The sequence below is a fragment of the Corynebacterium sp. KPL2850 genome (assembly GCF_040225855.1).
Classification (GTDB): Bacteria; Actinomycetota; Actinomycetes; order Mycobacteriales; family Mycobacteriaceae; genus Corynebacterium.
Window position 1 is genome coordinate 1 of sequence record NZ_JBEHFV010000012.1, and the last position, 24,792, is coordinate 24,792.

Consider the following 24,792-nt stretch of genomic DNA (forward strand, 5'->3'; position numbering starts at 1 on the left):
GTGGCATGGTGGAAAGGTACCTCACTTCCCCAGCGAGATGCTGGTTTCAAGGTGTCCACCATCTGGGGGTCAGGTCCGTCAAGAAAAGTCGAGACAACCGACAACTTTCGTACACATAGGCGATTTTCCTTCCTCGCCTGCATACATATGTCCAGACCGGTTGATTTAGTTAGACCATTGCTACTTCACACCACAGCTCGATGCCGGGGTGTGCACCGGCAATAATCACTCATTTTCTCTCTTCCGAAAGACCAAAGCGTTGGACACCTCTCCTCACCCGTCTCCCTCCCTTGAAAATCCGGCGCCACTTCCATCAGCAAACGTGGAAAAGCCGCTTGTAAAGCGGTGGTGGTTCTGGCTATTACTCATTGGGGCCGCCCTCGTGGCGTTTGTGGCCTTTATTTTTTCCATGCTGAAAATAAGCGAAGCCCATGACACTGATGCCGCTTTAGATAAATGCCGTGAGCAGGTAACCAGCCGTGCCAAGTATCCCGGTGGAGTCAGTTTTCCAGAAGACATTGACATTCAGTCGTCAGATTCAATCACTGATTCGCCGCGTAGGTACTACGCCTTTGGCCACGTTGATTTCCCCAATGGATTTGGCACTCCAGTCCGAGAATTCTATTCCTGCAACATTGTCGTTGATTTGGGCGATATTCAAGACAGTACCGTCCACGTTGCCAAAGATCCGCTGCGTTAATCGTTCTCGACCACAGCTGCGATCTTGCAGCCAATGTCGGAAAACTTTCCCCTTTTCCTCTCTCACTCACCTTGAAAGGTATCCACACCATGACCTCTCCATCCCCCTATTCCGATAATTCCCAACCGGCTGGTCAACCAGCAGCTGGACAGCCGGCTCCTGAGCAGCCCCAAAAGAAAAAGGGCGGCTGCCTTAAGTGGGGCGCAATCATTATCGGTGTCCTCATCGTCATCTCCATCATTGCCAATTTGGGCGGCAGCGATGATGAAACCAGCGAAAGCTCCACAGACCAGACCACCCAGCAAGGCACTGTAGAGGCCACCCCGGCGGAAGATGCCCAAGAAATTAACGCGGACGACGATGCTCGCGATGAGCAAGACGATCAACCAGAAGAACGAAGCGAAGACCAGGATGTTCCGCACGAATTCAAGAATGCTCTGAAGAGTGCCAAGGTGTACTCAGATACCATGCACATGTCCAAGCAGGGATTGTACGACCAGCTCAGCAGCGAGTACGGTGAACAATTCAGCTCGGAAGCCGCCCAGTACGCAATTGATAATTTGGAAGCGGACTACCACGATAATGCGCTTCAAACGGCCCGCGATTACGAAGAAATGATGAGCATGTCGCCCAATGCCATCTATGACCAACTCGTTAGCGAATACGGTGAAAAGTTCACCGCAGAAGAAGCACAGTACGCAGTGGATAATCTGTAGTCGTCCTCCACAAGGCACTCACGCAGTGCCGTCGAGGTGCCTTGCTCTTGCTTGAGGGCGACGCTTATAGTCCGCCCTCACTAGCATTGCGGCAACGTTGCACTCGAAAGGATTCCTGCCATGACTGCTCCACACTCCACGTCTACCCCGGAACCTGATGATGACGACTCCCAGGAGCCATTGCCCCTGACCAAGGATCCATTCCTCAGGTGGAGCGTTCTTGTCCTGATTATCCTTACCATCATTGCCATCGTCACCAACCTGCCTTAAAGCTGGCTGCGGTATGGTCTGATGAGCTGTCTAAGCTGCTAGCGCTTGCGCCGGCCGCGGCGGAAGCCTTTTATCTCCGCCTTCTTGGCAATCGCGGCCACCTGTGCCGCGGTGTAGTTCACTGGCGCGACCCCAGCGCGGGGCAGGACCCAGCCCCGCCAGTAGGAAATGATGGCCATGCCACTGCCGATGACCGGAGAAACCACCATGCCCATGGCGAATTGGTCATAGGATGCAAAGGTCACCATGACAATGCCTGTGACGATAGACGGCACTGCGTAGAGGGGGCTGCCGCCGAAAATCGACGGGATTTGTCCAGAGGCGACATCGCGGACCATTCCCCCACCGACGGCGGTTAAGACGCCCAAAAACACGCACGGGATCATGGGCATGCCTGCAGCCAGTGCCTTCACGCAACCGGTGGTAGACCACATACCCAAAATGATGGCATCGCCGTGCTCGCGGAAAATCTCCCACGCCTTTCCCTTCAGTTCCATAAGGAAGGCCGTCAGCGCCCCGGCGCAGGCAAGGCCCAAGTACCAGGGATCTGAGATGGCGGCTGCGGGGCCGTCATCGATAAGCATGTCGCGGATCATGCCGCCAGCCAGGCCGGAAAATAAGGCGAGGAAAATAAAACCCACGATGTCGAATTCGCGGCGGCGGGCGATCGTGCCGCCGATGATGCCGTTCAAGGCCACTCCGATCAGATCGAAGGCCTGGTACATCGTATTGATGAGGGGATCCACGTCGTGCATAACAACTACTGAACATAGCCGATCGCAGCGGTTTCGCCCTTTCCAGGGGTAGGAAGCAAGTAAAGTTGATAGACGGTCTCTTCTGACCGGATTACAGTGTTATCCCGCTTTGTCTCGGTTATCTCGAAAGTTCTTTCATGTCTAACTCAAATGCCAGGTACTTCATCTGGTCCAATGGCCTACAAAATTTAGGCGACCAGATCGTTGCGTCCAAAACGGTGCTGCCGGCGCTCTTTAATGCGGCAGGCGTCCCTGCCTTCTTCACCGGTCTGCTTACCCCTATCCGGGAATCTGGCTCCATGCTGCCGCAGGCCGCTCTTACCCCTTGGGTGACCACGCACCGCGCCCGCAAGCGCTTGTGGATGATCGGCTCGACCGGCCAAGCCATCTCCGCCGCCGTGATTGCCCTTGCAGCATTCTTTATACGCGGCGCATGGTTGGGCATGATCGTACTTCTTGCATTGGCGGCGCTTTCCCTGTTCCGCGCGTTGTGTTCCATCGCCGGCAAAGACGTGCAGGCGCGCACGATTTCCAAGGGCCAGCGCGGCCGAGTGACCGGATCCGCAGCGGCCTTGGGCGGCGGGGCCACCCTGCTTGCCGGCGTCATCTTATTCCTCTTGGGGGATCTCACGATCTCTACTATGGGCATCGTTTTATTGGTCGGCGCTTCTACCTGGGCCATTGCGACGTGGGTATTTTCGCACGTGGAAGAGCCGGTGCCGGAGGGTAAGCAAGAGGGCATCGATAAGAGCTGGTGGTCAGATACGTGGAAGCTTTTCACTGGCGATGCCCAATTCCGCAACTTCGTCATCGTTCGCGCTCTGCTGCTGGTCTCGGCGCTTTCTACCGCATTTATCGTGCTGCTGCACGATGACCTTTCTGGTGTCTTCGGCTTCGTGCTTGCCTCTGGTTTAGCCTCGCTTATCGGTGGGCGAATTTCTGGCGTATTTTCGGATAAATCCTCCAAAAACACCATGGCGGCTGGTGCTGCCGCCTCCTCCGTTATGATCCTGCTCATCGTGGCTAGTTCTCACTGGGCCCCAGACGCTGTGAATGCTTGGGTCATGCCGCTCGGCTTCTTTGCCGTCAATCTCGCGCATACGGCAGTTCGCGTGGCGCGAAAGACCTACGTGGTGGATATGGCCGGTGGGGATAAAAGGACGCAATACGTGGGTGCGGCTAACACCATGATGGGCATTATTTTGCTCATCATGGGTGGTATTTCTTCCGTTATCGCTCTCGCGGGGCCAGAGGCAGCGTTGATTTTCTTGGCGCTCGTTGGCTTTGTTGGAGTGTGGCGCGCGGGCAGCCTTAAGGAGGTTTCTCGCACATAGTTTAAATATGGACTATAAGATAAAGCCCGAAGAACTAATCAAACTCAACCCCCAGGAGTTTTGTTGACCGTGGAAGCAACTACCCCAAGTGCCGTCGTCGTCCTCGCGGCGGGCGCCGGCACGCGCATGAAATCCACAAAGCAAAAGACTTTGCACGAAATTGGCGGTCGCACGCTGCTTGGACACGCACTGCACGCCGCGGCGGGTATTAACCCGGACCACCTCGTAACCGTCGTGGGCCACCAGCGCGATCAGGTCTCGCCCGTCGTAGAAAAGATTTCAAATGAGCTGGACCGCGAGGTCGTGCAGGCCGTGCAGGAAGAACAGCGCGGTACCGGCCACGCCGTGTCCTGCGGGATTTCTCCGATTTCTGATTTCGAAGGCACCATCATTGTCACCAACGGTGACGTGCCGCTTTTGACCCCAGAAACCATCGAGGGGTTGCGCGATACCCACACCGCTCAAGGCAATGCGGTCACGGTATTATCCATGCGCCTTGCAGATCCCACCGGTTATGGCCGCATCATTCGCGACACGGACGGGTCTGTGTCCGCCATCGTGGAGCACAAGGATTCCAACGAAGAACAACGCCTGGTTAATGAGGTCAACTCCGGCGTTTTCGCTTTCGATGCGGCAGCATTGCGCGATGCCCTAACCAAGCTTGATACCAATAATGCGCAGGGCGAGCTCTACATTACCGATGTCCTCGAAATCGCCCGCACCGCCGGACACGGCGTGGGTGCGCACGTGGCCGCCGATCCGCAGGAACTCGCCGGCGTCAACGATCGCGTGCAGCTGGCCGCCGCCGGCCGCGAGCTCAACCGCCGCATGGTGGAAAAGGCCATGCGCGGCGGCGCCACCATCATCGATCCGGAAACCACTTGGATCGGTGTCAATGTCACCATCGGCACCGATGTCACCATCCACCCCGGCACCCAGCTATGGGGAGCGACGAGCATCGCCGATAATGCCGAGGTCGGCCCAGATTCCACGTTGACGAATATGCAGATTGGTACCGGCGCGTCCGTGGTCCGCACACACGGCAGTGATTCCGTCATCGGCGTCAACGCCAAGATCGGGCCATTTACCTTTATTCGCCCGAATACCATCGTGGGCGAAGACGGTAAGCTCGGCGGCTTCGTGGAAGCGAAAAATGCCGAGCTCGGCCGCGGTACCAAGGTGCCGCACCTTACCTATATTGGCGATGCCACCGTGGGCGAGGAATCCAATATCGGTGCGTCCTCTGTCTTCGTCAATTACGACGGTGTGGACAAGCACCACACCACCATTGGCAGCCACGTGCGCACCGGCTCGGATACGATGTTTATCGCTCCAGTCAATGTCGGTGATGGCGCGTACTCCGGTGCGGGTACAGTAATTAAAGACGATGTTCCCGCGGGAGCACTCGTAGTCTCCGGTGGCAAACAGCGCAATATCGAAGGCTGGGTTGAAAAGAAGCGTCCGGGCACCCCAGCGGCAGAAGCCGCAGCCCGTGCACAGGACAACGAGAAGTAAAGGGGCATATTCTCCTATGACTGGCAAGGTAACTGGTAGTAGCAAGAACATGAAGCTCTTTTCTGGGCGCGCACACCCAGAATTGGCTGAGGCAGTGGCAAAGGAACTCAAGACCGATCTGGTTCCTACCACCGCCCGGGACTTCGCCAATGGCGAGATTTTTATCCGCTTCGAAGAGTCCGTGCGCGGCGCTGACTGCTTCGTCATGCAATCGCACTCCCAGCCGCTCAATAAGTGGTTGATGGAACAGCTCATCATGATCGATGCACTGAAGCGTGGTTCCGCCAAGCGCATCACCGCGATTTTGCCGTTCTACCCATACGCGCGTCAGGATAAAAAACACTTGGGCCGCGAGCCCATCTCCGCCCGCCTGGTCGCAGATCTCCTGCAGGCAGCCGGCGCGGACCGCATCGTCTCGGTGGACCTGCACACGGACCAGATTCAGGGTTTCTTCGACGGTCCGGTGGACCACATGCACGCCCAGCCCATCTTGACGGACTACATCAAGTCCAAGTACGCCACCGATAACATCGCCGTCGTCTCCCCCGATGCCGGCCGCGTGAAGGTCGCCGAAAAGTGGGCCCACGACCTGGGCGATGCCCCGCTGGCCTTCGTGCACAAGACCCGCTCTAATACCGAGGCCAATAAGACGGTCTCCAACCGCGTGGTGGGTGAAGTTGAGGGCAAGGACTGCGTGCTTCTCGATGACATGATTGACACCGGTGGCACCATCGCCGGCGCCGTGCGCGTGCTCAAGGAAGCGGGCGCAAAGAAGGTCATCATTGCCTGCACCCACGGCGTCTTTTCTGACCCCGCCCGCGAGCGCCTGTCCGAGTGCGGTGCCGAGGAAGTCATCACCACCGATACCCTGCCGCAGTCCACCGAAGGCTGGTCCAACCTCAAGGTCCTGTCCATCGCCCCACTGCTGGCTCGGACCATCCACGAGATCTTCGAAAACGGTTCCGTGACTACCCTTTTCGATCGGGCATAAGCGTTTCGCCGGTCGCACTACACCTCACACCCCGCCCTTCCCGCTCACCGTGAACGGCGGGGTGCCGGTGTTTTCCATCCCCGTGAGCGCCAAGGGCGTCGCAGGTACACGCAAGCACTACCGCCTGCTGTTTTCCCACCCGCCCTTCACGCTCACCGCGTAACCCGAGCTACAGACATAAGCGTTGCCGGTGAGCGCGAAGGGCGCAATCAGAGGAAAGGGCGCGAAGGAAGATTAACGGGGTGGGTTTTGGTTTCATCGGCCGAGAGATGCTAATCTAACTCAGTCTCGGCGAGGGCGACTCAAAAATTGGGAAGCCGTTATCGACGCGATTGAAGTTAGAGCATGTTGCTTTTATTGACGCCTGCGATGACTCGTCCAAGACGTTCATCGGCAGGCTTTCGTCGTTTTTATAACTTCGATAGCCTCGCCGCACTACACCGACAAAGGAGATTGCATCATGGCAGAGCGCCCAATTATTAAAGCAGAACCACGTACCGTCTTTGGCAAGGGCTACGCCCGCCGCCTGCGCCGCGACTGGAAGGTTCCCGGCGTAATTTACGGTAGCGACCAGGAGCCCGTACACTTCGCAGTGCCGCTGCTGGACATCCAGTCCCTCGTTCGCAACAACGGTGTCAACGCCGTTCTGGAGCTCGAGATCGAGGGCGAGCAGTACCTGACCATGGTCAAGAACGTTGACCAGAACGTGCTCACCATGGACATCGACCACGTTGACCTGCTGCTGATTAAGCGCGGCGAGAAGGTCGAGGTTGAGGTTCCGATTACCCTGACCGGCGAGTCCGCACCGGGCACCATGCACATCCAGGATGCAGACGTCCTCATGGTTGAGGCTGACGTACTGAGCATTCCGGAAGAGATCGAGCTGTCCATCGAGGGCCTCGAGGACGGCGAGGTCATCACCGCTGCCGACGTCACTATGCCGGAAGGCACCACCCTGGTAGCAGACCCAGAGACCGTTATCCTCTCCATCTCCTTGCCTGAGGTTGACGAGGAGCTCGAAGAGGCCGCTGAGGCTGCTGAGGAAGGCGGCGCCGACGCTGGTGCCGACTCCGTCGACGAAGAGGGCGAAGGCGGGTCCTCCGAGTCTGACGATTCCGAGGAGTAATTTCCCACTCCCCCAAACGCATATCGCCGTGAGCAGCAATGCTCACGGCGATATCGTAGTTTTATAAATCTTGTCCGGCAAGTTCACGAATTCTAGGCGTGATTTCGATCTTGCCCTTGCCTTCCTTAGCGCGCTTGATAATGAGCCGCGCAGCAGCAACTTTGCTACTAGGAATCTTTTCGGTTTCGCGATCAACTTCAGGTGGTTTTTCGGTCATGGGGCGCACCTCCTTAATCACTACGATACTTCTCCAAGTCCACCGCTGTAAGAGGTATTTTTAGCACCCGAGCAGCAATGATACTCGGCGGCATATTCTATAGAGCATGGAATTGTATTTCTATTAGAATTTCAATCTATGCGACAATAATGCAGTGACTTCACTACTCGTAGTAGGCCTTGGCAATCCTGGCCCGAAATATTCCGGCACGCGGCACAATATCGGCTTCGACGTTGCCGATGAACTCGCCGGTGAATTAATGAGCAGCTTTTCGGTGCATAAGAAGACTAATACCGAGCTCGCGGAAGGAATGCTATCCGGATGCAAGGTAATCTGCGCTAAACCGCGATCTTTTATGAACCTTTCTGGCGGGCCGATCAAGGCACTCGCCCAGTACTTCCATCTGGCACCCACGGATATTGTGGTGGTCCACGATGAATTAGAACTCGACTTCGGGACCGTGAAATTGCGCCAAGGCGGTGGCGATCACGGGCACAACGGTCTGCGCTCTACTACAAAGTCGCTCGGTACTAAGGACTATCAGCGCCTTTCCATCGGCATCGGAAGGCCGCCAGGCCGGATGGATCCGGCATCGTTTGTGCTCAAGCCGTGGTCCAAACAAGAAAAGGTGGAAATCCCCATTCTCTGCGCTAACGCGGTAGCAGAAATAAGGAGTGCGCTAGACTAGCTGGCATGAAACTGGCTACTCTTCGCACCGCGTTCGGCAACTCCGCAATCCGCATTGAAGGCGATAATGTGGGAGTGGAGCTGGACTACGAAGACGTAGGCGCGCTGCTGCGCAGCGAAGATTGGCGCAAGGCCGCACAGCTATCCGGCGAGCCAATAGTCTATGACCAGCATGATTTAGAAGCAGTCGTCCCAACGCCGGGGAAGATCATCTGCGTAGGCCTTAATTACGCCAAGCATATCCGGGAAATGGGCCGTGAATTTCCCGAGCACCCCACGCTGTTTATCAAGTTCGCCGATGCGCTTACCGGCCCCTTCGATGACGTCTATATCCCCGAGTACGCAACCCAGAAGCTGGACTATGAAGGTGAGCTTGCGGTGGTCATCGGCGAGCGCGCGCACCGCATAACCCGCGCGGACGCATTGGATTACGTGGCGGGGTATTCCATCATGAATGACTACACCCTGCGCGATTTTCAGCGTCAGACCAGCCAATTCCACGCGGGCAAGTCTTTTTATCGCACCGCAGGCTTTGGGCCTTGGCTGACCACCCCTGATGAATGGGCGCCGGGCAATAGCGCGCGGCTGACCACCACGGTTAATGGCGAGGTGCGCCAGCAAGACAATACCGATGATCTCATCTTTTCCATTGCTGAGCTCATCGAATTTTGCTCGCAGCTCTATCCCCTCAACCCCGGTGATGTCATCGTGACCGGTACGCCCGAAGGCGTTGGTTTTGCTCGCGACCCGCAGCAATTCCTCCAAGATGGCGATACGGTCGCCATCGACATCGAAGGGCTCGGTCATATTTCAAATACCACCCGCTACGGCGAGCCCGGCCTGTAAGCCTGCCGCGATCGCGCCGCACAAGCTGTGTTTGGGTTCTCACTCCAACGAGGGCACACCGGTTTTCTAGATAGGGCTACCAAGCCGTTAAGCTGGAAGAATGAGCACCAAAAGCAGCAAATCCCCCAAAAAGCTGAATAAGAAGGCCTACGAAAAAGAGCTCGAGCGGTTGCAAGCAGAGCTCGTCGATATGCAGCAGTGGGTCGTTGAGACCGGCGCCCGCGTGGTCATCATCATGGAAGGCCGCGACGCCGCCGGGAAGGGTTCTGCCATCAAGCGCATCACGCAGTACCTCAACCCCCGCACCTGCCGCATCGAGGCTCTTCCGGCCCCGAACTCGCGCGAGCAGGGCCAGTGGTATTTCCAGCGCTACGTGGAAAAGCTGCCGACCAAGGGCGAAATCGTCATCTTTGACCGCTCCTGGTACAACCGCGCCGGCGTTGAACGCGTCATGGGCTTTTGCACCGACCAAGAATACGTCCGCTTCTTGCACCAGGCTCCCACCTTTGAGCAGATGCTTGTGGAAGACGGCATTATCCTGCGCAAGTACTGGTTCTCCGTATCTGATGAAGAGCAGATTAAGCGCTTTGAATCCCGCCGCAATGATCCGCTGCGCCGCTGGAAGCTCTCGCCCATGGATCTCCAATCCATTACCCGCTGGGAAGACTATTCCCGCGCCAAGGATGCCATGTTCATCCACACCGATACCCCGACCGCACCGTGGTACACCGTGGAGTCTGAGGACAAAAAGCGCTCGCGCATCAACGTCATTTCGCACCTGCTCAATACCATCCCCTACGAGAAGATCGAGCGCGATCTGCCAGAAATCCCACACCGTCCCGATTCCGATGGCAAGACCTACGAGCGCCCAGACCGCGAAGAGTTCCGCTACGTGCCGGATGTAGCCGCCAAGCTGGAGGCCTCGTCTACAAAGAAGGATAAGAAGAAAGGCAAGAAGAAGGATAAAAAGAAGTAGTCCCCCGAAGGCGTACTACTATGTCCTGCTATGAGCACTGACACCGTCGCCAAAGCACGCTTGGGGGATAAAATCCTCACCGCGGTGGCAGCGCTCATTGCGCTGTTTTATCTCATCGGGGCTTGGGCGGCTCCAGGAGCGATCGAGCTCATCCAAGCAGCGCTTTCGCTTTTATTTTTGCCCTTCATCTGGGTCTGGCGTACCAAACCGGTGCTCAGCGCAGCTGGCTTTATCGTCCTCCTTGGTGCGTGGGCCGTGGCGTGGATAAGCCAGCTACCAGCCAACCTCGGGGTTACCCCATGGGCATTGACCGCGCCGATGGCCGTCTACACCACCTCCCGCTACGTGGAACGCCGCTCAATTCCCCGCGCGGTGCTTATCGCCGCGTTCTTGGGCTCCTTTATATCGCCTGCGATGTGGCGTATTGACCCCGAGTCCTTTCTCTTATCTTTCCAGCTCGATCGCCGCTACATCACCTTGCTGGTGGTGCATTGGGCGGTGCTTGGCAGCGCCTATTTCATCGCCGCACGCTATTTTGATCTGGATAGGCAACGCGAGCGCTTAGCCCAAGAACGGTTCCACCAAGCGCAGGAGGAAGAGCGCTTACTCATCGCCCGGGAATTGCACGATGTCTTGGCCCACTCCCTCACCTTAATCAAGGTTCAGGCCAATGCCGGGATTATCGCCGCGCGCACGGATTCGACCGCCGCAGAGGACACCTTGCAGAGCATTCGCGATGGTGCGGATTCCGCACTGGAGGAAGTGCGCGGCATCGTCACGGCGCTACGCAGTACGGGGCCTTCGGCTTTGGAACCCGCGCAGCAGCTCGAGCACGTACAGGGCATCATCGACGGTTTTCGCACCGCTGGACTGGAGGTTGACGCGGAATTGCCTGCCTCTTACGAGGTTTCCGCGCTGACTCAGCTAGCCCTGGTACGCATCATTTCTGAAGCGCTGACCAATGCCCTGCGCCACCAAGGCCCCGGCACGCACGTGCAGCTAAAACTCACGCTTTCCGATGCCGCACGGGTCACCCTCATCTCCACCGCTACGTCCCCGACTCCCAGTGAGGTATCCGGCAGCGGCGTGGGTTTGGTGGGAGTAAAGGAACGCGCCCAAGCGTTAGGCGGATACTTAACCAGCAGTGGCGATGCCCAGAGATTTACACTGGCTGCGGAACTCCCATTACACAAGGACAATCATGCCTAAGATTCGCGTCATGCTTGCAGACGATCAAGCGATGCTCGTCGCTGCCTTATCGACCATCTTGAACGCGCAGGAAGATATTGAGGTGGTGGCTACCGCAGCCTCCGGAGGCGACGCCGTCTCCTTGGCACTTCGCCACCGCATTGATGTGGCCATTTTGGATATACGAATGCCTGGCATGGATGGAATCGCCGCGGCTCAAGCCATTCTCTCCCGCACCCCTGACTGCCGGATCATCATGCTCACCACGTTCAATGAAGAAGATCTGGTATCTCAATCTATTGCCGCCGGTGCGCATGGATTCTTGCTAAAAGACGCCGACCCAGAGGTTCTGGTACACGCCGTACGCGACGTTGCCAAGGGCGAGTCTGTCCTCGCCTCGCAGGTAACGGGCCCTGTTTTAGAGGGCTACCGCAAAGCGCTAACGCACAGCCAGCTCAGTCCACACGAACGCCAGGGGCTTAGCCTAGTCACTCGGCGCGAGATGGAGGTGCTCTCGCTCATCGCGCGCGGGGCTACAAATCGCGAGATTGCCGGCCACATGTCTATCGCAGATACCACGGTAAAAACGCATGTCTCTGCGCTGATGTCCAAGCTAGCTGCACGCGACCGCGTGGCTTTGGTGCTGCTGGCGCACAAAGCTGGCATTGCCTAGCCTCCTACTGTGGTAGGACTACCCCGGCGCGAAGACCGTCTCGCAGGCGGAAGATTTCGATAGTTGCGCAGCTCATACTTTTGGTATGAGCTATGAGGTTTCTTTCGAACACATCACAAAGTCTTTTGGTTCCCAGGCAGTGCTGCGGGATATCAGTTTTCAGGTCTTACCTGGCCGGGTACACGCTGTGCTCGGGAGAAATGGCGCCGGCAAGTCCACCTTGTTTTCCATTTTCCTCGGGCTGCTACCCGCCGATTCGGGAACGGTGCGCGTGGCTGGCAAACCATGGTCACGGGAAGTTCTCGACCATGTTGGCGCCTCGGTTAACGGGCCAGCCTTCTACGGGCACCTATCCGCCACGGATAACCTCCGCGTGCATACCCGCCTTCTCGGGTTGCCTGAAACTGAAATCGACCGTGTCTTGCACATTGCTGGTCTAGCCGGGGCTGGTTCTAAGAAGGCAAAGTCTTTTTCCACCGGGATGAAAGCCCGTTTGGCCTTAGCCCAGGCCTTGCTTGGTGATCCAGAAATCTTATTGCTCGATGAACCGCAAAATGGACTCGATCCACAGGGCATCGCGGAGCTGCGAAAGCTCCTCCAGCAGCTCGCCGCCGCTGGGCATACCGTCGTGGTCAGCTCCCATCAACTCGGTGAAGTCCTTCACCTAGCCCACGACATCACTATTTTGTCCCAAGGCACCATCCGGTACTCCGGCTCCCTGCAGGAACTGGCCCCCAGCGGTGAATTGGAAGCCGAATTCTTCCGCCTGACTTCTGCAGGTGGTGAGACCGATGAGTAACCAGTATCGACGGTATCTCTCAGCAGAACTACTGCGCAGCCGCGGCAGCGCCCTGCAGTGGTTACCATTGCTCGCCCTGCCTCTGGTGTTAATGACGGTGTTATTTTCTGCCTTCGCGTCCTCCGCTGAGGACGCTACCGGGGTTCTTGGCTGGCAGTCCATGTTTATCACCGGCATGTACGCGCCGCTCACTGCGCTTTTTGCTGGCGTTCCAGAGCGCCGCGAGGTGCTCAGCCGCGGCGGCGGCACCCTATGGCGCCGGCTTCATCCTCGCTACGAGCACGCGTCCCGGTTCCTCTTCGTCGTGGTAAGCCTCGCAGTTTTTCACCTTCTTAATTTCGGTCTGTCCTGGGCGGCGGTTGCAGCGCAAGGGCGTGCAGACCACCAGCTGCTTCTCATCGCTGGGGCTTATTCTTTCCTCGGAGCCATCGGCATCGCGGGGCTTGCGACCGCATGCGCCCGCAGGCTGGGCCTTGCCGTCACGCTTATCTTCGCGGTTATCTGGCAGGTCATTAGCGTGCTTCCTCGCGTTGTCGAGGGGCAGCTATGGTGGGCCTTCCCACCCGCGTGGCCGCTGCGGTTACTGTTGCCTGCGCTGCGCATCCACCAGAATTCGGTTCCGCTCGAGCCAGGTGATCCACTACTACAGGAAAGCCCACTTCCTGCGCTTGCGTTATGCCTCATCCTCGCTGTAGCTGGGTCACTTATCGCGATCATGACACCGCGCCGATTACGGCCGCTCTCCCGACGCCGGCGCGTGACGGCTCCTACGACCAGTACCAGCGCCACGCCTGCTCAGGGCTGGCAGCCTCCGAGTGTCTCTCGTGCCGCTGCCCGCTCCCGCCTTGCCGATGCGCTACGTGGCTTTTCCCGGGTCATCATGACGCCAGCGGTCATCACTTGTGTGGTATTAAGCGCCTTAGCGCTGATCTTTATTGCCCTTATCTACCCACCAAGTTATGTACAGGGATTCTTCGTACTTTTACTTCTCCCCGTAGGTGCCGGTGTCCTTCCTGTGCTGGTCTGGCCGGGGTTCTCGGGTGCGTGGCCGATGGTTTATACAGAATCTCGCCACTGTTCTACTGCCCTTCTCCTGTGGTTACTGGGCATCATCGCAGTGGTGTGCACGTGTGCTTCGCTCGCGATTATCTTCGCCGGTGGTGCTGCCCTAGCCGTGCTAACCCAACTGCCTCTAGCCATCGGCGTGGGATACGTTCTCACGGTGGTATCGCTCATCGTCGTGATCCGCTTTGGTATCTGGAGTTCACTTGCTCTAACCATCATCGGCACCATTGTCTCCGTGACGGTAGGCGGCGATGTCCTCGCGAAGACTGTGCTCTGGCTCATTGCCTTCCCCGCCTGGCCGATGAATGCGGATTCCCCCGGGCGCTTAGCCGCTGCGGCAATGATGACTCTGCTTTTCGCCGGCATTACTTCTTGGGCCGCCAGGCTGTTGCTGCGCACACGGGCGCTTCGCCCCACCGCTTAAATAACTAAGGCCCGCGGGGATTACCGCGGGCCTTAAACTATTCGAGCTTAGAGCTCAGAGGGAGAAACGCGCTTGGGCAGGACCACCGGGCGGGCATTAGAAAGCCCCTCCACCACGCGGATGACCTGGTTGGAATAACCAAACTCGTTGTCGTACCAGACGTAAAGCACGAGGTGCTTGCCGGAGGCGATGGTGGCGATGCCATCGACGATGCCGGCGTTGGTATTTCCCACGAAGTCACTGGAGACGACCTCTGGGGAGGCGATGTAGGAAATCTGCTGGCGCAGATCCGAGTGCAGGGAGACGTTGCGCAGGAAGTCATTGACCTCATCGCGGTCGACCTCTTGCTCCAGCTCCAGGTTGAGCACCGCCATGGATACGTCTGGGGTGGGAACGCGGATGGCGTTACCGGTCAGCTTGCCTTCGAACTCGGGCAGGGCCTTGGCCACGGCCTTGGCGGCACCGGTGGCGGCGAGCACCATGTTCAGGCCAGCAGCGCGGCCGCGGCGCTCGCCCTTGTGGTAGTTATCAATGAGGTTTTGGTCATTGGTAAACGAGTGCGCGGTTTCCACGTGGCCGTGGGCCACGCCGTAGCGGTCATTGATGACCTTGAGCACCGGAGTGATGCCGTTGGTGGTGCACGATGCGGCAGAGAGGATCTTATCGTCATCGGTAATGGCGGAATCGTTGATGCCAAAGACGATGTTCTTGATATCGCCCTTGCCCGGTGCGGTCAGCAGCACGCGGGACACGCCCTTGGCCTCAAGGTGCTGGGACAGGCCTTCCTTATCGCGCCAGACACCGGTGTTATCTACCAGCACGGCGTTATTAATGCCGTATTCGGTGTAATCGATAGTCGCTGGGTCGTTGGCGTAGATCATCTGGATCTTCGTGCCATTGGCCCAGATAATCTGTTCTTCCTCGTCCACGCTGATGGTGCCGTTGAAGGCACCGTGGACGGAATCGCGGCGCAGGAGGCTGGCGCGCTTGATGATGTCCCCTTCGCCCTTATTGCGCACCACGATCGCGCGCAGGCGCACGCCGCCGTAAGCGGCCTCGCGGGCGACGAGGATGCGGGCAAGGAGGCGGCCGATGCGGCCAAAGCCGTAGAGCACGACATCGGTGGGGTCGATGTCTTCACCGGCACCGACTATTTCCGTGAGTTCATCTTCGAGGTAGCGGCGCAGGTCATCTTCGCCCGACTCTTCAAAGCCCAAGAGGAGGCGTCCGACGTCGATGGACGCGGAGCTTAGGTTCATATCCGCTAGTTCGGACAGGATGGGCAGGGTTTCTGCCGTGGAGAGCTGGCGCTGGGCAATGCGGCGTCCGTAGCGGTGGGACTTGATGATGTCGATATCGGTCTGCCCAACCAGCGGGCGGCCGAAGATGGTGGCGACGACGTTGTTATTGCGGTGCAGTTGGTGGATGAGGGGAATCATGTGCTGCGCCAATTCCAGGCGCTCGTTCCAGTCATCATGTCCAATATGTGCGTTCGCAGTCACGAGGCTCCATCCATTTCTATTTCGGGGGTGGCTAGAAATCTTCGCCCCAAATTTTAGCGTGTCTTAGTGTTTGTTTTGGCATAGGGAGTCCAGAATGTCCGCGACACTACCCCCGCGGATTTTTGCTGCCGGCTCACCTACGAGGCAGTAGGCTACGGTGTCATCGTGCTGCGCTCGGCGTTCCTTGAGTACGGAATTAAGCATGGGATATACCGGGGGTAAATCCGGGTGGGTGCGGGTGTAGTCAGTCTCTAAGCCGCGCGCATGGCGCCCCGAAAAAGCGCGGGTGGATACGGTGGCCCCGCCACGCTGGAGAAGCTCGCGGTTGTAGTCACTGGTTCCGGCTTCTTTAGTCAGCAAAAAGGCAGAGCCGCACGATGCGGCGGCCACGCCGGGCAGGCTTAATGCCTGGGCGACTTCTTCTGCCGTGCGCAGCCCGCCCGCGGCAATCAGCGGGATGTTCGGTGCGACGGCGTGGACGGCCGCATAGACCGCAGCGATGAGATCTGGCAGGGGTCGATCGTCTGGAAGCGCGATGCGGTCCCAGGTACCGCGGTGCCCGCCGGCTGCGGGGCCTTGTACGCACAGGGCGTCCACTCCCACCTTGGCGGCGGCGCGGGCCTCGTCGGGCGTGGTGACGGTGGTCCAAGCTTCGGCACCAGCGGCGTGGATGCAGGCAAGCTGCTCAGAGTCAAAGGCGCCGAACATGGACCACACGACGCGCGCGCCGCCCTGGAGCGCCAGCTCGAGCTTGTCATGGAAGCCGAAGGAATAATCGGGATCCGGCAGCGAGGTACCTTCGGCCGCGGCCAGTTCCGCAGCAGCAGCCAACTGCCCGGGATTCAACGGATCCTGCGGGCAAAACAGGTTCACCCCAAAGGGGATGCCGGCGCAGGCATCAATCTGGCTGCGGGCAGAATCCACGCTGGCAGACCCAAGCCCCAGGGTGCCAAAGGAACCGGCCTGATGCGCAGCGCGCACCAGATCCACGGTGGTAGGCCCGCCCGCCATGGGCGCTGGCATTACGGTTCGGCGCAAAGATTGAATAACCTGGCTCATAGGACACTACTGTACCGAGCTAGAAAGGCGCATTCGTGGCAGCTTTGAAAGATTTTATTACCCGGTTTTTCGGCGGTCCCTCGCCAGCGCAGCAGGGGCTGGACCCGGCCGAGTTAGAGGCAGACTGGCTCATCATTGGCCTGGGCAATCCCGGCGCGAAGTACGCCGCCACTCGCCATAACGTGGGATACATGGCCGTCGACGATGTACTGGCCCAAGGCGGCGACGTGCTTGAGCCGGTGCGCGGAATGGACCTCGAGGCAGCCCCGCTGCGCTGGGGCGATACCCGCGCGCTGGCGGTGCGCACGACAACGTTTATGAACCTCTCCGGCGATCCGATTGCCCCGCTGGCGCAGGCTTTGGGCATTGCGGCAGACCACATCATCGTCATCCACGATGAGCTCGACCTGCCGGCCAATAAAATTCGTCTGAAGCAGGGCGGCAATGAAAATGGGCACAACGGGCTGAAATCGCTCACGCACAACCTGGGCACGCGGGACTACCTGCGCGTGCGCATTGGCATCGCGCGCCCGCCCAAGGGCTCGTCGATTCCGGATTATGTTTTAGCACCTGTCGATGCCGGCCCCGGCTTCGATACCGCCATCGCCACCGCCGCCGAAGCCGCCCAGCTCATCGCCACGCAAGGGCTCGTACAAGCCCAAAACCGCATACATTCGCGCTAAGACTGGGAAAATTTCTCCAGCGCCTGTGGGCTGCCGGCTGCGACGATGAAGTCGGTGGGGGCGAGCTGGGTGGCATCGGCAAGCGGGGCCCAAGCACCCTCCGCCTGGCAGACCGACACCAACTGCACGTGGTGGGTGCGCCATACCTCGCCCAAATCGAGCGGGCGACCCGTAACCGAGGAGGGCGCGGCCATCTGCGTCACGCCATAGTACGGGGCGATCTCTGCAAAATCGCGGAAGCGCCCGCCCAAGAGGTAGGCCACGCGGCGGCCGGTATCGCGCTCGGGGCGGATGACGTGGTGGGCGCCGATCTGTCGCAAGATGCGCTCATGGGCCTCCGAATTGGCCTTGGCCCAAATATCTTTGACCCCCAGCTCCACCAAATTGGATACGGTGAGGATGGATGCCTCTAGGTGCGAGCCGATGCCCACGATGACCCGCTCCACCTCGTCGATGCCCAACTGGCGCAGCGCCGCCGGATCGGTGGTATCCGCCGAAATGGCCTCGGTTAAATGGGGCGCTCGTTCACGCACAATCTTCTCGTCGGAATCGATGCCGAGGACCTCTACCCCATGGCCCATGAGCTCGCCAGCCAGGGAGCAACCAAACCGCCCCAAGCCAATGACGACGACCGGGGCAATGTCCAGGGTGGCGCGGGAGTGGCCCAACGCCTTAAAAATGCTAGCCAATGAAGGGCCTTTCTTCGGGGTAGCTATAGCGGCGGCTGAGGTTCTTGGCCGCCAACGCTGCTACCAGGGTGGTTGGGCCAACGCGGCCCAAGTACATGATGAAGCACAACACGATTTGTGAGGGTGCAGACAAGCTGGCGGTAATCCCGGTGGATAGGCCCACGGTGGCAAAGGCGGACATGACCTCAAAGGAGACCTGATCGCCGCTGAATTGCGGGTCGAAAAAGCGCAGCGCCGCCACGCCGAGGGTCACCACCAGCACCCCGGCAAAGCTCAATGCTAGCGCCTGCCGGGTCACACTGTGGGGAAGGCTGCGGTGGTAGATGGAAGTCTTTTCCTTGCCCAAGAACTCCGCGGCCATGGCGGCTAATAGCACGCACGCCGTGGTGACCTTGATGCCGCCGGCGGTACCGGCCGAGCCGCCACCGATAAACATCAAGATATCGGTACCCATGAGCGTTACCGGGTGAGCCTCACCGTAGTCGAAGGTATTAAAACCGGCCGTGCGCGGGGACACGCTGGCAAAGAACGCGTTGAGGAGCTTGTCGCCCCACGTCATCGGTGCCAGTACGCCACTCCACTCCGTCAAGGCAAAAAATATCGTGCCGGCCACAATGAGCACGCCGGTGGCCGCCAGCGTCATCCGCGCGGTAATAGAGATGCGACGCATCGCCTCCGACCCGCGCCGCATGTGACGCATCAATTCCGCCCAGACCGGGAAACCCAGCCCGCCGCCGATGACCGCTCCGGCCAGCGGCAGGAGGATCCAGGCATCGCCCACAAACGGCACGAGGTTATCGCTATTGGTGCTAAACCCGGCATTGTTGAACGCCGAAATGGCGTGGAAGATACCCTCCCATAACGCCCGCGGGAAGGAATGCCCGTAGCCCACCATCAGGCGCGCGGTGACCGCCGCCGCGATAATGCTTTCTACCAGCGCGGTAAAGGCAAAGGTAAAAATCAGGGTGCGGCGGATGCCACCGGCAAGGATGGGCCGGCTTTCATAGGCACCGGTCTTGCGCGCCTTAAAGCTAATCCGGCCGGTTAAAAGCCAGCCAGATAGCGAGGCCAGCGACATAATCCCCAAACCGCCCAGTTGGATGAGGGCCAAGATGACCACTTGCCCGGCTGGGCTCCAGAAACTTCCGGTATCGACCACGACCAGCCCGGTCAGCGAGACCGCGGAGGTTGCGGTAAAAAGGGCAGATAAAAACGAGGCGCGGGAATCTCCCGCCTCGGCGAACGGCAGCAATAACAATGCCGTTCCTATCAGGATGAGCAGTAGAAACCCGGTGGCTGTTAGCCGCGCCGGTCCCCACTGCCGCAGAAAAAGCAGGCGCTTCACAAACCGGAAGTATAGGCCCGTCCAGCCCCAAGCGGAACTGCGCGGCGGGACGCCGCGGAGAAATATCACGAACGAATGTCGCAAACGAATGTCGCGACCATCGCTAGAATCTAGCGTATGACTTCGCCGTATTCCGCCGCTAGGACCATCGTGATTACCGGGGCATCGTCAGGCATTGGTGCCGCAGCCGCCCGGCAGATTCGCCGCACGCGCCCGCAGGATAACCTCGTCATCATCGGTCGTAATCCGGACAAGACCAAGGCCGTTGCAAAGGAGGTGGACGGACAGTATTTCCTCGCCAATTTCGAATCGCTTGCCCAAGTGCGCCAGCTGGCTAATGACCTGCAACAACTAGAGCGCATCGATGCTTTGGGCAATAATGCCGGGGGTATCTTCGATGGCCCCACCATGACTGCCGATGGATTCGAGCGCACGTGGCAGGTCAACGTCGTCGCGCCCTTCCTTTTGACATCCCTGCTGCAAGAAAAGCTGCGCGATAGTAACGCCACCGTGGTCAACACGGCGTCCTTGGCCAATATGCTGATCTCCAATTTCGACCCGGCAGATCCCAATACGCTGGAGCATTTCAGCCCAGAGCGCGCATACGGCAATGCCAAGCTGGCGGATATCTTGCTCGCCCGGTTTATCGATGCCCACGGCATCAACGCGGTGTCTTTTCACCCGGGCGTATTAGCCACCGAGTTTGGCAAGTCCTCGAACGGGCTTACCGGCAAGGTGTATTCCGGGGTCATCGGCAAGGCCTTTGGCACCGCAGAGGCCGGCGGCGAGAACTTGGCTTACTTCCTCACCGGCACCGAGGGCATCCATTTTCAGTCCGGGGAATACTACAATAATAAGCGCACGCTGGGCGTGCAGCGCCCGATTGCGAAGAATATCTCTGTGGCCCACCGCGTCTTTGAGGATCTGGGCCGCCGCCTCAATGTGGAGTGGTAGCGCTCAAGCACTAGACTATGGCGCATGAGTTCTGTCGCTTTTGAGGCCTCGCGCCGCCGCACGTTCGCCGTTATCGCCCACCCGGATGCCGGTAAGTCCACGCTGACGGAGGCGCTGGCGCTGCATGCGCACGTGATTAATGAGGCCGGCGCGGTACACGGCAAGGGCAACCGCAAGTCCACCGTGTCTGACTGGATGGACATGGAGAAAAACCGCGGTATCTCCGTCGCCTCGTCCGCGCTGCAGTTTGAATACGCCCCGGAGGGACACGAGGGCGAGCCTTATATGATCAACCTGGTTGATACCCCAGGTCACGCGGACTTTTCGGAGGATACCTACCGCGTGCTCACCGCGGTGGATGCCGCAGTGATGCTTATCGATGCCGCCAAGGGCCTCGAGCCACAAACACTCAAGCTCTTCCGCGTTTGTAAGGCGCGCGGGCTGCCCATCGTCACGGTGATCAACAAGTGGGACCGCGTGGGCCGCGAGCCACTCGAGCTCGTTGATGAGATCGTGAACGAAATTCAATTGCAGCCCACCCCGCTGTACTGGCCGGTGGGCATCGCGGGCGATTTCCGCGGCCTGGCCCATATCAATGATGACGGCGAGGCCGATAACTACATCCACTTCATCCGCACCGCCGGTGGTTCCACCATCGCGCCGGAAGAGCACTACGATCCTGCGGCCGCAGAAGAAAGGGAAGAGGGCGTGTGGGAAACCGCGGTAGAGGAAGCCGAGCTGCTTGCCGCCGATGGCACTCTGCACGATCAAGAACTCTTTGAGCAATGCGTGACCTCCCCACTCATCTTCGCCTCGGCCATGCTGAACTTCGGTGTCCACCAGATCCTGGATACCTTGTGTGCCATCGCCCCGGCACCGCATTCTCGCGAGTCGGATCCCAAGGCCGTGGAGGCCGCCACCAGCGCCATCGATGAGGTCCGCGAGGTAGCCGATGACTTCTCCGGCGTCGTATTCAAAGTGCAGGCGGGCATGGACCAAAAGCACCGCGATAACTTGGCGTTTATGCGCGTGGTCTCCGGCGAATTCGAGCGTGGCATGCAGGTCAACCACGCCCAATCCGGCCGCAGTTTTTCCACCAAGTATGCGCTGACGGTCTTTGGTCGCACCCGCGATACCGTGGATACCGCTTACCCGGGCGATATCGTGGGCCTCGTCAACGCGGGCGCGCTAGCTCCCGGTGACACCATCTATTCCGGCAAAAAGGTGCAGTTCAAGCCCATGCCTCAATTCGCCCCGGAAGCCTTCCGCATCCTGCGCGCGAAATCGCTGGGCAAGTACAAGGCCTTCCGCAAGGGCTTGGATCAGCTCTCTGCCGAGGGCGTGGTGCAGGTCCTGCGCAACGATGCGCGCGGTGATGCCTCCCCGGTCATGGCAGCGGTCGGCCCTATGCAGTTCGAGGTCATGCAGGCCCGCATGGAATTCGAGTACAACGTCGAAACCGTCACCGAGCCCATCCCCTACTCCGTGGCGCGGCGCACCGATGCCGAATCCGCACCGGAACTCGGCCGCCAGCGCGGCGTAGAGATCTTCACCCGCCAGGACGGCGAGCTCATCGCCCTATTTGGCGATAAGTGGAAGCTCGCCTTCATTGAAAAGGAACACCCCGAGCTCACCATGGAGACCTTGGTCGCGGATTAATACCGCGGCCGCCCGTCAGAGCAGCATGACGGGGATGACCACGATCTTCATGAACTGCGCCACCACGATGGTAGAGGTATAGCCGGTAAGTATTCGCGAATCCGAGCTGGCGCCCGTGGCGTAATTGACCACCGCGGGCTGGCCAAAGAGGCCGGAAATTCCGCCGGAGGTGCGGGTTTCGGATTGCCCCATAAAGCGGCTGGCCACCGCGAAAATCCCGATGATGATTACGGCGATGATCGCGGCCAGCACCATGGATTTCAGCCCCATCCAAGAGAAAGCGGTGGACACAAAGGCCTCGCCGGAGGACAGGCCCACCGAGGCCAAGAAGATGGCAAGGCCCCACTGCTGAAATGCAGTATTAATCGGGGACGGAATCTGCCACGGAATGCGGCTGGTACGGTGCAGGGCACCCAAGACCAGGCCAGTGATCAGTGGGCCCAGCGCGAACCCGAGCTCGAAGGACGCACCACCCGGCAGCGGAACGACGATGAGGGAAATCAGGTAGCCAATGGTCAGCCCACCGCCGAGTGCCACCCAGTTAAGCTGCGAGTATGCCGTCACGGAATCGCCAAAGTAATCGCGGACATCGCCCAGGCGGTCATGCTTGACCACGATTTCTAGGTCATCGCCGGATTCCAGGTGGGTTTCATTGGTGGCAAGGAATTCCTCATCGCCGCGGCGCACCCGCACAATCCGCGCGCCGTAGCGCGAAAAGAGGTTTAGCTCCTTAACCTTGCGGCCCTCAATATCCTCATTGGAAATGGCCACGGTCTCATTGACCAGGCGCTTATCCACAAACGGGGTTTGGGGCTGGCGCTTTCCCAGGGCATCGGTGAGCTCCTTAGCTTTTGCCTTGGTCACCAGCACACGCAGGACATCGCCGCGGTGCAATTCCGGGTTATCGCCCGGCACGTCGATATCGCGGCCGCGGCGGATGGTGGCGATGACGAAATGATCCGCGAATTTCTCGCGCAGCTCGGCATAGGAAATATCGCGGGTGACCTTAATCGTTCGCGAGCGGAAAATCTTTTCCGCCGAGTGGTCTTGGTCCTTCTGCGCAGGCCAGCTATGCCGCAGGATGAATGCCACGAGGAGGATGGCCACGGCCACGCCGACCGGATAGGCCAATGAATAACCCACGGCGGGCAGCTCCTCGCCGGATTGCTGCTGGGCCACGGCGAGCGATGCCGTGGACGTCGTTGCACCGGAAAATACGCCAGTGACAGCCAGCGGCGATAGCCCCATGAGGCTGCCTACGCCCAGCGCCGCGGCCGCCGCGGCTATTACCGCCACCGTGGCGAGCAACATGTGCTTTAACTGGGTGGAAAAACCCTTGAAGAAGGCCTCGCCGGCAGAGAGCCCCTGCATATAGATAAAGAGGCCCAAGCCCAGCTCCTGCAAGGAACTGAGGATATTGTCATCCAGATCAATAAAGGATCCGAAGGCTAAGCCGACAAAAAGGGTACCCGCCGCGCCGAAGCGCAACGGACCAAAGGGAATCATGCCAAAAAGCGTGCCGAGCACGATCATGAAGAAAATGCTCAGCCAAATATGGCCATCAAAAATAGCTAACACTCTGTGCAATCTTAGGAGCTAAACGCGATTTAGCTAGCTGAGAAGGCTTGGCACCTTGCACCGAATACCGCCATTAGTGCAGCGCACGCTATTATTCCTTCTGTCACCGCCAAGAATCAGGAGGGCGATCTCACACCACGGCCCAGAGGTGAGCTAATCCAGCAGGAATTCCTTCCACTTTGGCCACTCGGCATGGGTTTGCGCCTTGCCGGCTTGGTAATTCGCGCGCAGCTTATCCACGTTGCGCTCGGTGGAGGTCACCTGCATGTCTTCTGGGAAAAACAGCTGCGCCTTGCCCTGTCGCTCTAGCTCGAGGAGCCGGTCCTTGGCCGCGTTATAAATGGGTGGGCGGCCAATGAGGGCATCGGCAATAGCGGGGTACTTGCGGAAGATGCGGCGGGTAATCGCCGGGCGCGCTACCTCAGGGCGGACATACCCGCGCGGCTTGGAGCCGATGAAAAGGAATTTTTCGTAGCCAGCCTCTTCCGCCTGCTCGATGGTAATGCCACCGGACGAGCCCAAGGCGCCGTCCACATAGGGCGAGCCATCGATGATGCGGATGGGCATAAGCAGCGGCAGCGTAGAGGAGGCGCGCACCCGCACATACAAGTCTTCCGGTTCTTTCACTTCATCGCGGGTCCAAAACACGGATTCGCCGGTATCGGCCCGGGCGGCGGCGAGTACCATATCCGCTGGATGCTTGCGGTACGCTTCCCAGTCAAAAGGCATATCCTTATCCGCGGAACGCTCATAAATATATTCCGCATTGAAATAGCCATTGCCGCGCACCAGCGAGCCCACGCCACCGAAGCTGGGGTTATTGACAAAATCCGTGAAGGATTCCTCCGCGCGCTTGGCATCGTGCGAGAGGTAATTGACTGTGTGGGAGGCGCCGGCAGATACCCCGCCTACCCATCCAAAGGTGACGTTTTCTTGGATGAGTTTGACTATGCAGGCGGCGGTATAGGAATTGCGCATTCCGCCGCCTTCGATAACAAGGGCGGTATTGCTGGCATCAATCATGGTCTCCCATAATACGCG

The 24,792-nt window shown here is 59.0% G+C and carries 25 protein-coding genes; 17 read left to right on the top strand and 8 right to left on the bottom strand.

Translation table 11 applies throughout. From position 1 onward, the window contains the following. Positions 1–322 precede the first annotated feature (322 nt). The 3 genes from ABRP93_RS05490 (at position 323) to ABRP93_RS05500 (ending at position 1,686) form a co-directional block, all read left to right on the top strand. Positions 323–700: a hypothetical protein gene (locus tag ABRP93_RS05490; protein ID WP_349887187.1), complete on the top strand. Its 378-nt coding sequence runs from the start codon at positions 323–325 to the stop codon at positions 698–700. An 89-nt stretch (positions 701–789) separates the two neighbouring features. Continuing rightward, entirely contained in the window at positions 790–1,416 is a 627-nt protein-coding gene (locus ABRP93_RS05495) for an Ltp family lipoprotein (protein ID WP_349887189.1), read from the top strand. 120 nt (positions 1,417–1,536) lie between these two features. Further along, the gene (locus ABRP93_RS05500; protein ID WP_349887190.1) at positions 1,537–1,686 is read left to right on the top strand and encodes a hypothetical protein; all 150 of its coding nucleotides are present in this window, start codon (positions 1,537–1,539) and stop codon (positions 1,684–1,686) included. Between the two features lie 38 nt (positions 1,687–1,724). Here the strand turns inward: ABRP93_RS05500 and ABRP93_RS05505 are convergent, their stop codons facing one another. Continuing rightward, positions 1,725–2,441 carry a trimeric intracellular cation channel family protein gene (locus tag ABRP93_RS05505; RefSeq protein ID WP_349887192.1) on the bottom strand — a complete coding sequence of 239 codons (717 nt, stop codon included), beginning with the start codon at positions 2,439–2,441 and terminating at the stop codon, positions 1,725–1,727. Between the two features lie 137 nt (positions 2,442–2,578). Here ABRP93_RS05505 and ABRP93_RS05510 point away from each other — a divergent pair, with 137 nt between their 5' ends. The 4 genes from ABRP93_RS05510 (at position 2,579) to ABRP93_RS05525 (ending at position 7,407) form a co-directional block, all read left to right on the top strand. Beyond that, the gene (locus tag ABRP93_RS05510) at positions 2,579–3,775 is read left to right on the top strand and encodes an MFS transporter (protein ID WP_349887193.1); all 1,197 of its coding nucleotides are present in this window, start codon (positions 2,579–2,581) and stop codon (positions 3,773–3,775) included. A gap of 69 nt (positions 3,776–3,844) precedes the next feature. Continuing rightward, positions 3,845–5,290 carry a bifunctional UDP-N-acetylglucosamine diphosphorylase/glucosamine-1-phosphate N-acetyltransferase GlmU gene (gene glmU / locus ABRP93_RS05515; protein ID WP_349887195.1) on the top strand — a complete coding sequence of 482 codons (1,446 nt, stop codon included), beginning with the start codon at positions 3,845–3,847 and terminating at the stop codon, positions 5,288–5,290. Positions 5,291–5,306: 16 nt separating this feature from the next. Beyond that, positions 5,307–6,281 (top strand): ribose-phosphate diphosphokinase, encoded by a 975-nt coding sequence (locus ABRP93_RS05520; protein WP_284771310.1) that lies wholly within the window; start codon positions 5,307–5,309, stop codon positions 6,279–6,281. 460 nt (positions 6,282–6,741) lie between these two features. Beyond that, a complete protein-coding gene (locus tag ABRP93_RS05525; RefSeq protein ID WP_349864352.1) occupies positions 6,742–7,407 on the top strand; it encodes a 50S ribosomal protein L25/general stress protein Ctc in 666 nt (221 codons plus the stop codon). Between the two features lie 61 nt (positions 7,408–7,468). Here ABRP93_RS05525 and ABRP93_RS05530 read toward each other — a convergent pair whose 3' ends face one another. Then, positions 7,469–7,624: a hypothetical protein gene (locus tag ABRP93_RS05530; protein WP_023030897.1), complete on the bottom strand. Its 156-nt coding sequence runs from the start codon at positions 7,622–7,624 to the stop codon at positions 7,469–7,471. A gap of 154 nt (positions 7,625–7,778) precedes the next feature. On the opposite strand from ABRP93_RS05530, the gene pth (ABRP93_RS05535) reads away from it, so the two are divergent. From pth (ABRP93_RS05535) to ABRP93_RS05565, 7 genes are all read left to right on the top strand, one after another. Next, positions 7,779–8,312: an aminoacyl-tRNA hydrolase gene (gene pth, locus ABRP93_RS05535; RefSeq protein ID WP_349887196.1), complete on the top strand. Its 534-nt coding sequence runs from the start codon at positions 7,779–7,781 to the stop codon at positions 8,310–8,312. Between the two features lie 5 nt (positions 8,313–8,317). Then, positions 8,318–9,157 carry a fumarylacetoacetate hydrolase family protein gene (locus ABRP93_RS05540; protein WP_349887198.1) on the top strand — a complete coding sequence of 280 codons (840 nt, stop codon included), beginning with the start codon at positions 8,318–8,320 and terminating at the stop codon, positions 9,155–9,157. A gap of 100 nt (positions 9,158–9,257) precedes the next feature. After that, the gene (gene ppk2 / locus ABRP93_RS05545) at positions 9,258–10,133 is read left to right on the top strand and encodes a polyphosphate kinase 2 (protein ID WP_349887200.1); all 876 of its coding nucleotides are present in this window, start codon (positions 9,258–9,260) and stop codon (positions 10,131–10,133) included. 30 nt (positions 10,134–10,163) lie between these two features. After that, on the top strand, positions 10,164–11,342 hold the full coding sequence (locus ABRP93_RS05550; RefSeq protein WP_349864343.1) for a sensor histidine kinase: 1,179 nt from the start codon (positions 10,164–10,166) through the stop codon (positions 11,340–11,342). Next, complete coding sequence (locus ABRP93_RS05555) at positions 11,335–11,994, top strand: response regulator transcription factor (protein WP_349864342.1); 660 nt, start codon at positions 11,335–11,337, stop codon at positions 11,992–11,994. The genes ABRP93_RS05550 and ABRP93_RS05555 overlap by 8 nt, the downstream gene beginning before the upstream one ends. An 85-nt stretch (positions 11,995–12,079) precedes the next feature. After that, positions 12,080–12,793, top strand: coding sequence for an ATP-binding cassette domain-containing protein (locus tag ABRP93_RS05560; protein WP_349887202.1), 714 nt, complete (start codon positions 12,080–12,082; stop codon positions 12,791–12,793). Further along, positions 12,786–14,282: an ABC-2 family transporter permease gene (locus tag ABRP93_RS05565; RefSeq protein ID WP_349887204.1), complete on the top strand. Its 1,497-nt coding sequence runs from the start codon at positions 12,786–12,788 to the stop codon at positions 14,280–14,282. Before ABRP93_RS05560 ends, ABRP93_RS05565 begins: the two co-directional genes overlap by 8 nt. A gap of 47 nt (positions 14,283–14,329) precedes the next feature. Here the strand turns inward: ABRP93_RS05565 and ABRP93_RS05570 are convergent, their stop codons facing one another. Next, on the bottom strand, positions 14,330–15,784 hold the full coding sequence (locus ABRP93_RS05570; protein ID WP_349887205.1) for a glyceraldehyde-3-phosphate dehydrogenase: 1,455 nt from the start codon (positions 15,782–15,784) through the stop codon (positions 14,330–14,332). Positions 15,785–15,847: 63 nt separating this feature from the next. Further along, complete coding sequence (locus ABRP93_RS05575) at positions 15,848–16,843, bottom strand: nitronate monooxygenase (RefSeq protein WP_349887206.1); 996 nt, start codon at positions 16,841–16,843, stop codon at positions 15,848–15,850. Between the two features lie 35 nt (positions 16,844–16,878). Between ABRP93_RS05575 and pth (ABRP93_RS05580) the strand changes: the two genes are divergently transcribed. After that, on the top strand, positions 16,879–17,526 hold the full coding sequence (gene pth, locus ABRP93_RS05580; protein ID WP_349887207.1) for an aminoacyl-tRNA hydrolase: 648 nt from the start codon (positions 16,879–16,881) through the stop codon (positions 17,524–17,526). Here pth (ABRP93_RS05580) and ABRP93_RS05585 read toward each other — a convergent pair. Beyond that, positions 17,523–18,215 (bottom strand): potassium channel family protein, encoded by a 693-nt coding sequence (locus tag ABRP93_RS05585; RefSeq protein ID WP_349863045.1) that lies wholly within the window; start codon positions 18,213–18,215, stop codon positions 17,523–17,525. The two genes, pth (ABRP93_RS05580) and ABRP93_RS05585, sit on opposite strands and share 4 nt — an antisense overlap. Then, entirely contained in the window at positions 18,208–19,560 is a 1,353-nt protein-coding gene (locus ABRP93_RS05590) for a TrkH family potassium uptake protein (protein ID WP_034659299.1), read from the bottom strand. The genes ABRP93_RS05585 and ABRP93_RS05590 overlap by 8 nt, the downstream gene beginning before the upstream one ends. A 117-nt stretch (positions 19,561–19,677) precedes the next feature. Here ABRP93_RS05590 and ABRP93_RS05595 point away from each other — a divergent pair, with 117 nt between their 5' ends. Together ABRP93_RS05595 and ABRP93_RS05600 are read left to right on the top strand one after the other, a co-directional pair. Beyond that, positions 19,678–20,514, top strand: a complete 837-nt coding sequence (locus ABRP93_RS05595; protein ID WP_034659301.1) for an SDR family NAD(P)-dependent oxidoreductase — start codon at positions 19,678–19,680, stop codon at positions 20,512–20,514. A gap of 24 nt (positions 20,515–20,538) precedes the next feature. Further along, positions 20,539–22,173 carry a peptide chain release factor 3 gene (locus ABRP93_RS05600; RefSeq protein WP_349887209.1) on the top strand — a complete coding sequence of 545 codons (1,635 nt, stop codon included), beginning with the start codon at positions 20,539–20,541 and terminating at the stop codon, positions 22,171–22,173. Positions 22,174–22,188: 15 nt separating this feature from the next. On the opposite strand, the gene ABRP93_RS05605 is transcribed toward ABRP93_RS05600, so the two are convergent. Both ABRP93_RS05605 and ABRP93_RS05610 read right to left on the bottom strand, forming a co-directional pair. Beyond that, positions 22,189–23,751 (bottom strand): aspartate:alanine exchanger family transporter, encoded by a 1,563-nt coding sequence (locus ABRP93_RS05605; protein WP_034659302.1) that lies wholly within the window; start codon positions 23,749–23,751, stop codon positions 22,189–22,191. A gap of 153 nt (positions 23,752–23,904) precedes the next feature. Further along, positions 23,905–24,774: a patatin-like phospholipase family protein gene (locus tag ABRP93_RS05610; RefSeq protein ID WP_349887211.1), complete on the bottom strand. Its 870-nt coding sequence runs from the start codon at positions 24,772–24,774 to the stop codon at positions 23,905–23,907. Positions 24,775–24,792 lie beyond the last annotated feature (18 nt).

Coding starts and splice junctions, on each gene's coding strand:
- ABRP93_RS05595 (WP_034659301.1), top strand. CDS start 19,678: ATGACTTCGCCGTATTCCGCCGCTAGGACCATCGTGATTACCGGGGCA.
- ABRP93_RS05500 (WP_349887190.1), top strand. CDS start 1,537: ATGACTGCTCCACACTCCACGTCTACCCCGGAACCTGATGATGACGAC.
- ABRP93_RS05505 (WP_349887192.1), bottom strand. CDS start 2,441: ATGCACGACGTGGATCCCCTCATCAATACGATGTACCAGGCCTTCGAT.
- ABRP93_RS05565 (WP_349887204.1), top strand. CDS start 12,786: ATGAGTAACCAGTATCGACGGTATCTCTCAGCAGAACTACTGCGCAGC.
- ABRP93_RS05525 (WP_349864352.1), top strand. CDS start 6,742: ATGGCAGAGCGCCCAATTATTAAAGCAGAACCACGTACCGTCTTTGGC.
- ABRP93_RS05560 (WP_349887202.1), top strand. CDS start 12,080: ATGAGCTATGAGGTTTCTTTCGAACACATCACAAAGTCTTTTGGTTCC.
- ppk2 (WP_349887200.1), top strand. CDS start 9,258: ATGAGCACCAAAAGCAGCAAATCCCCCAAAAAGCTGAATAAGAAGGCC.
- ABRP93_RS05610 (WP_349887211.1), bottom strand. CDS start 24,774: ATGATTGATGCCAGCAATACCGCCCTTGTTATCGAAGGCGGCGGAATG.
- ABRP93_RS05520 (WP_284771310.1), top strand. CDS start 5,307: ATGACTGGCAAGGTAACTGGTAGTAGCAAGAACATGAAGCTCTTTTCT.
- ABRP93_RS05600 (WP_349887209.1), top strand. CDS start 20,539: ATGAGTTCTGTCGCTTTTGAGGCCTCGCGCCGCCGCACGTTCGCCGTT.
- ABRP93_RS05555 (WP_349864342.1), top strand. CDS start 11,335: ATGCCTAAGATTCGCGTCATGCTTGCAGACGATCAAGCGATGCTCGTC.
- ABRP93_RS05575 (WP_349887206.1), bottom strand. CDS start 16,843: ATGAGCCAGGTTATTCAATCTTTGCGCCGAACCGTAATGCCAGCGCCC.
- ABRP93_RS05540 (WP_349887198.1), top strand. CDS start 8,318: ATGAAACTGGCTACTCTTCGCACCGCGTTCGGCAACTCCGCAATCCGC.
- ABRP93_RS05550 (WP_349864343.1), top strand. CDS start 10,164: ATGAGCACTGACACCGTCGCCAAAGCACGCTTGGGGGATAAAATCCTC.
- ABRP93_RS05530 (WP_023030897.1), bottom strand. CDS start 7,624: ATGACCGAAAAACCACCTGAAGTTGATCGCGAAACCGAAAAGATTCCT.
- ABRP93_RS05510 (WP_349887193.1), top strand. CDS start 2,579: ATGTCTAACTCAAATGCCAGGTACTTCATCTGGTCCAATGGCCTACAA.
- ABRP93_RS05495 (WP_349887189.1), top strand. CDS start 790: ATGACCTCTCCATCCCCCTATTCCGATAATTCCCAACCGGCTGGTCAA.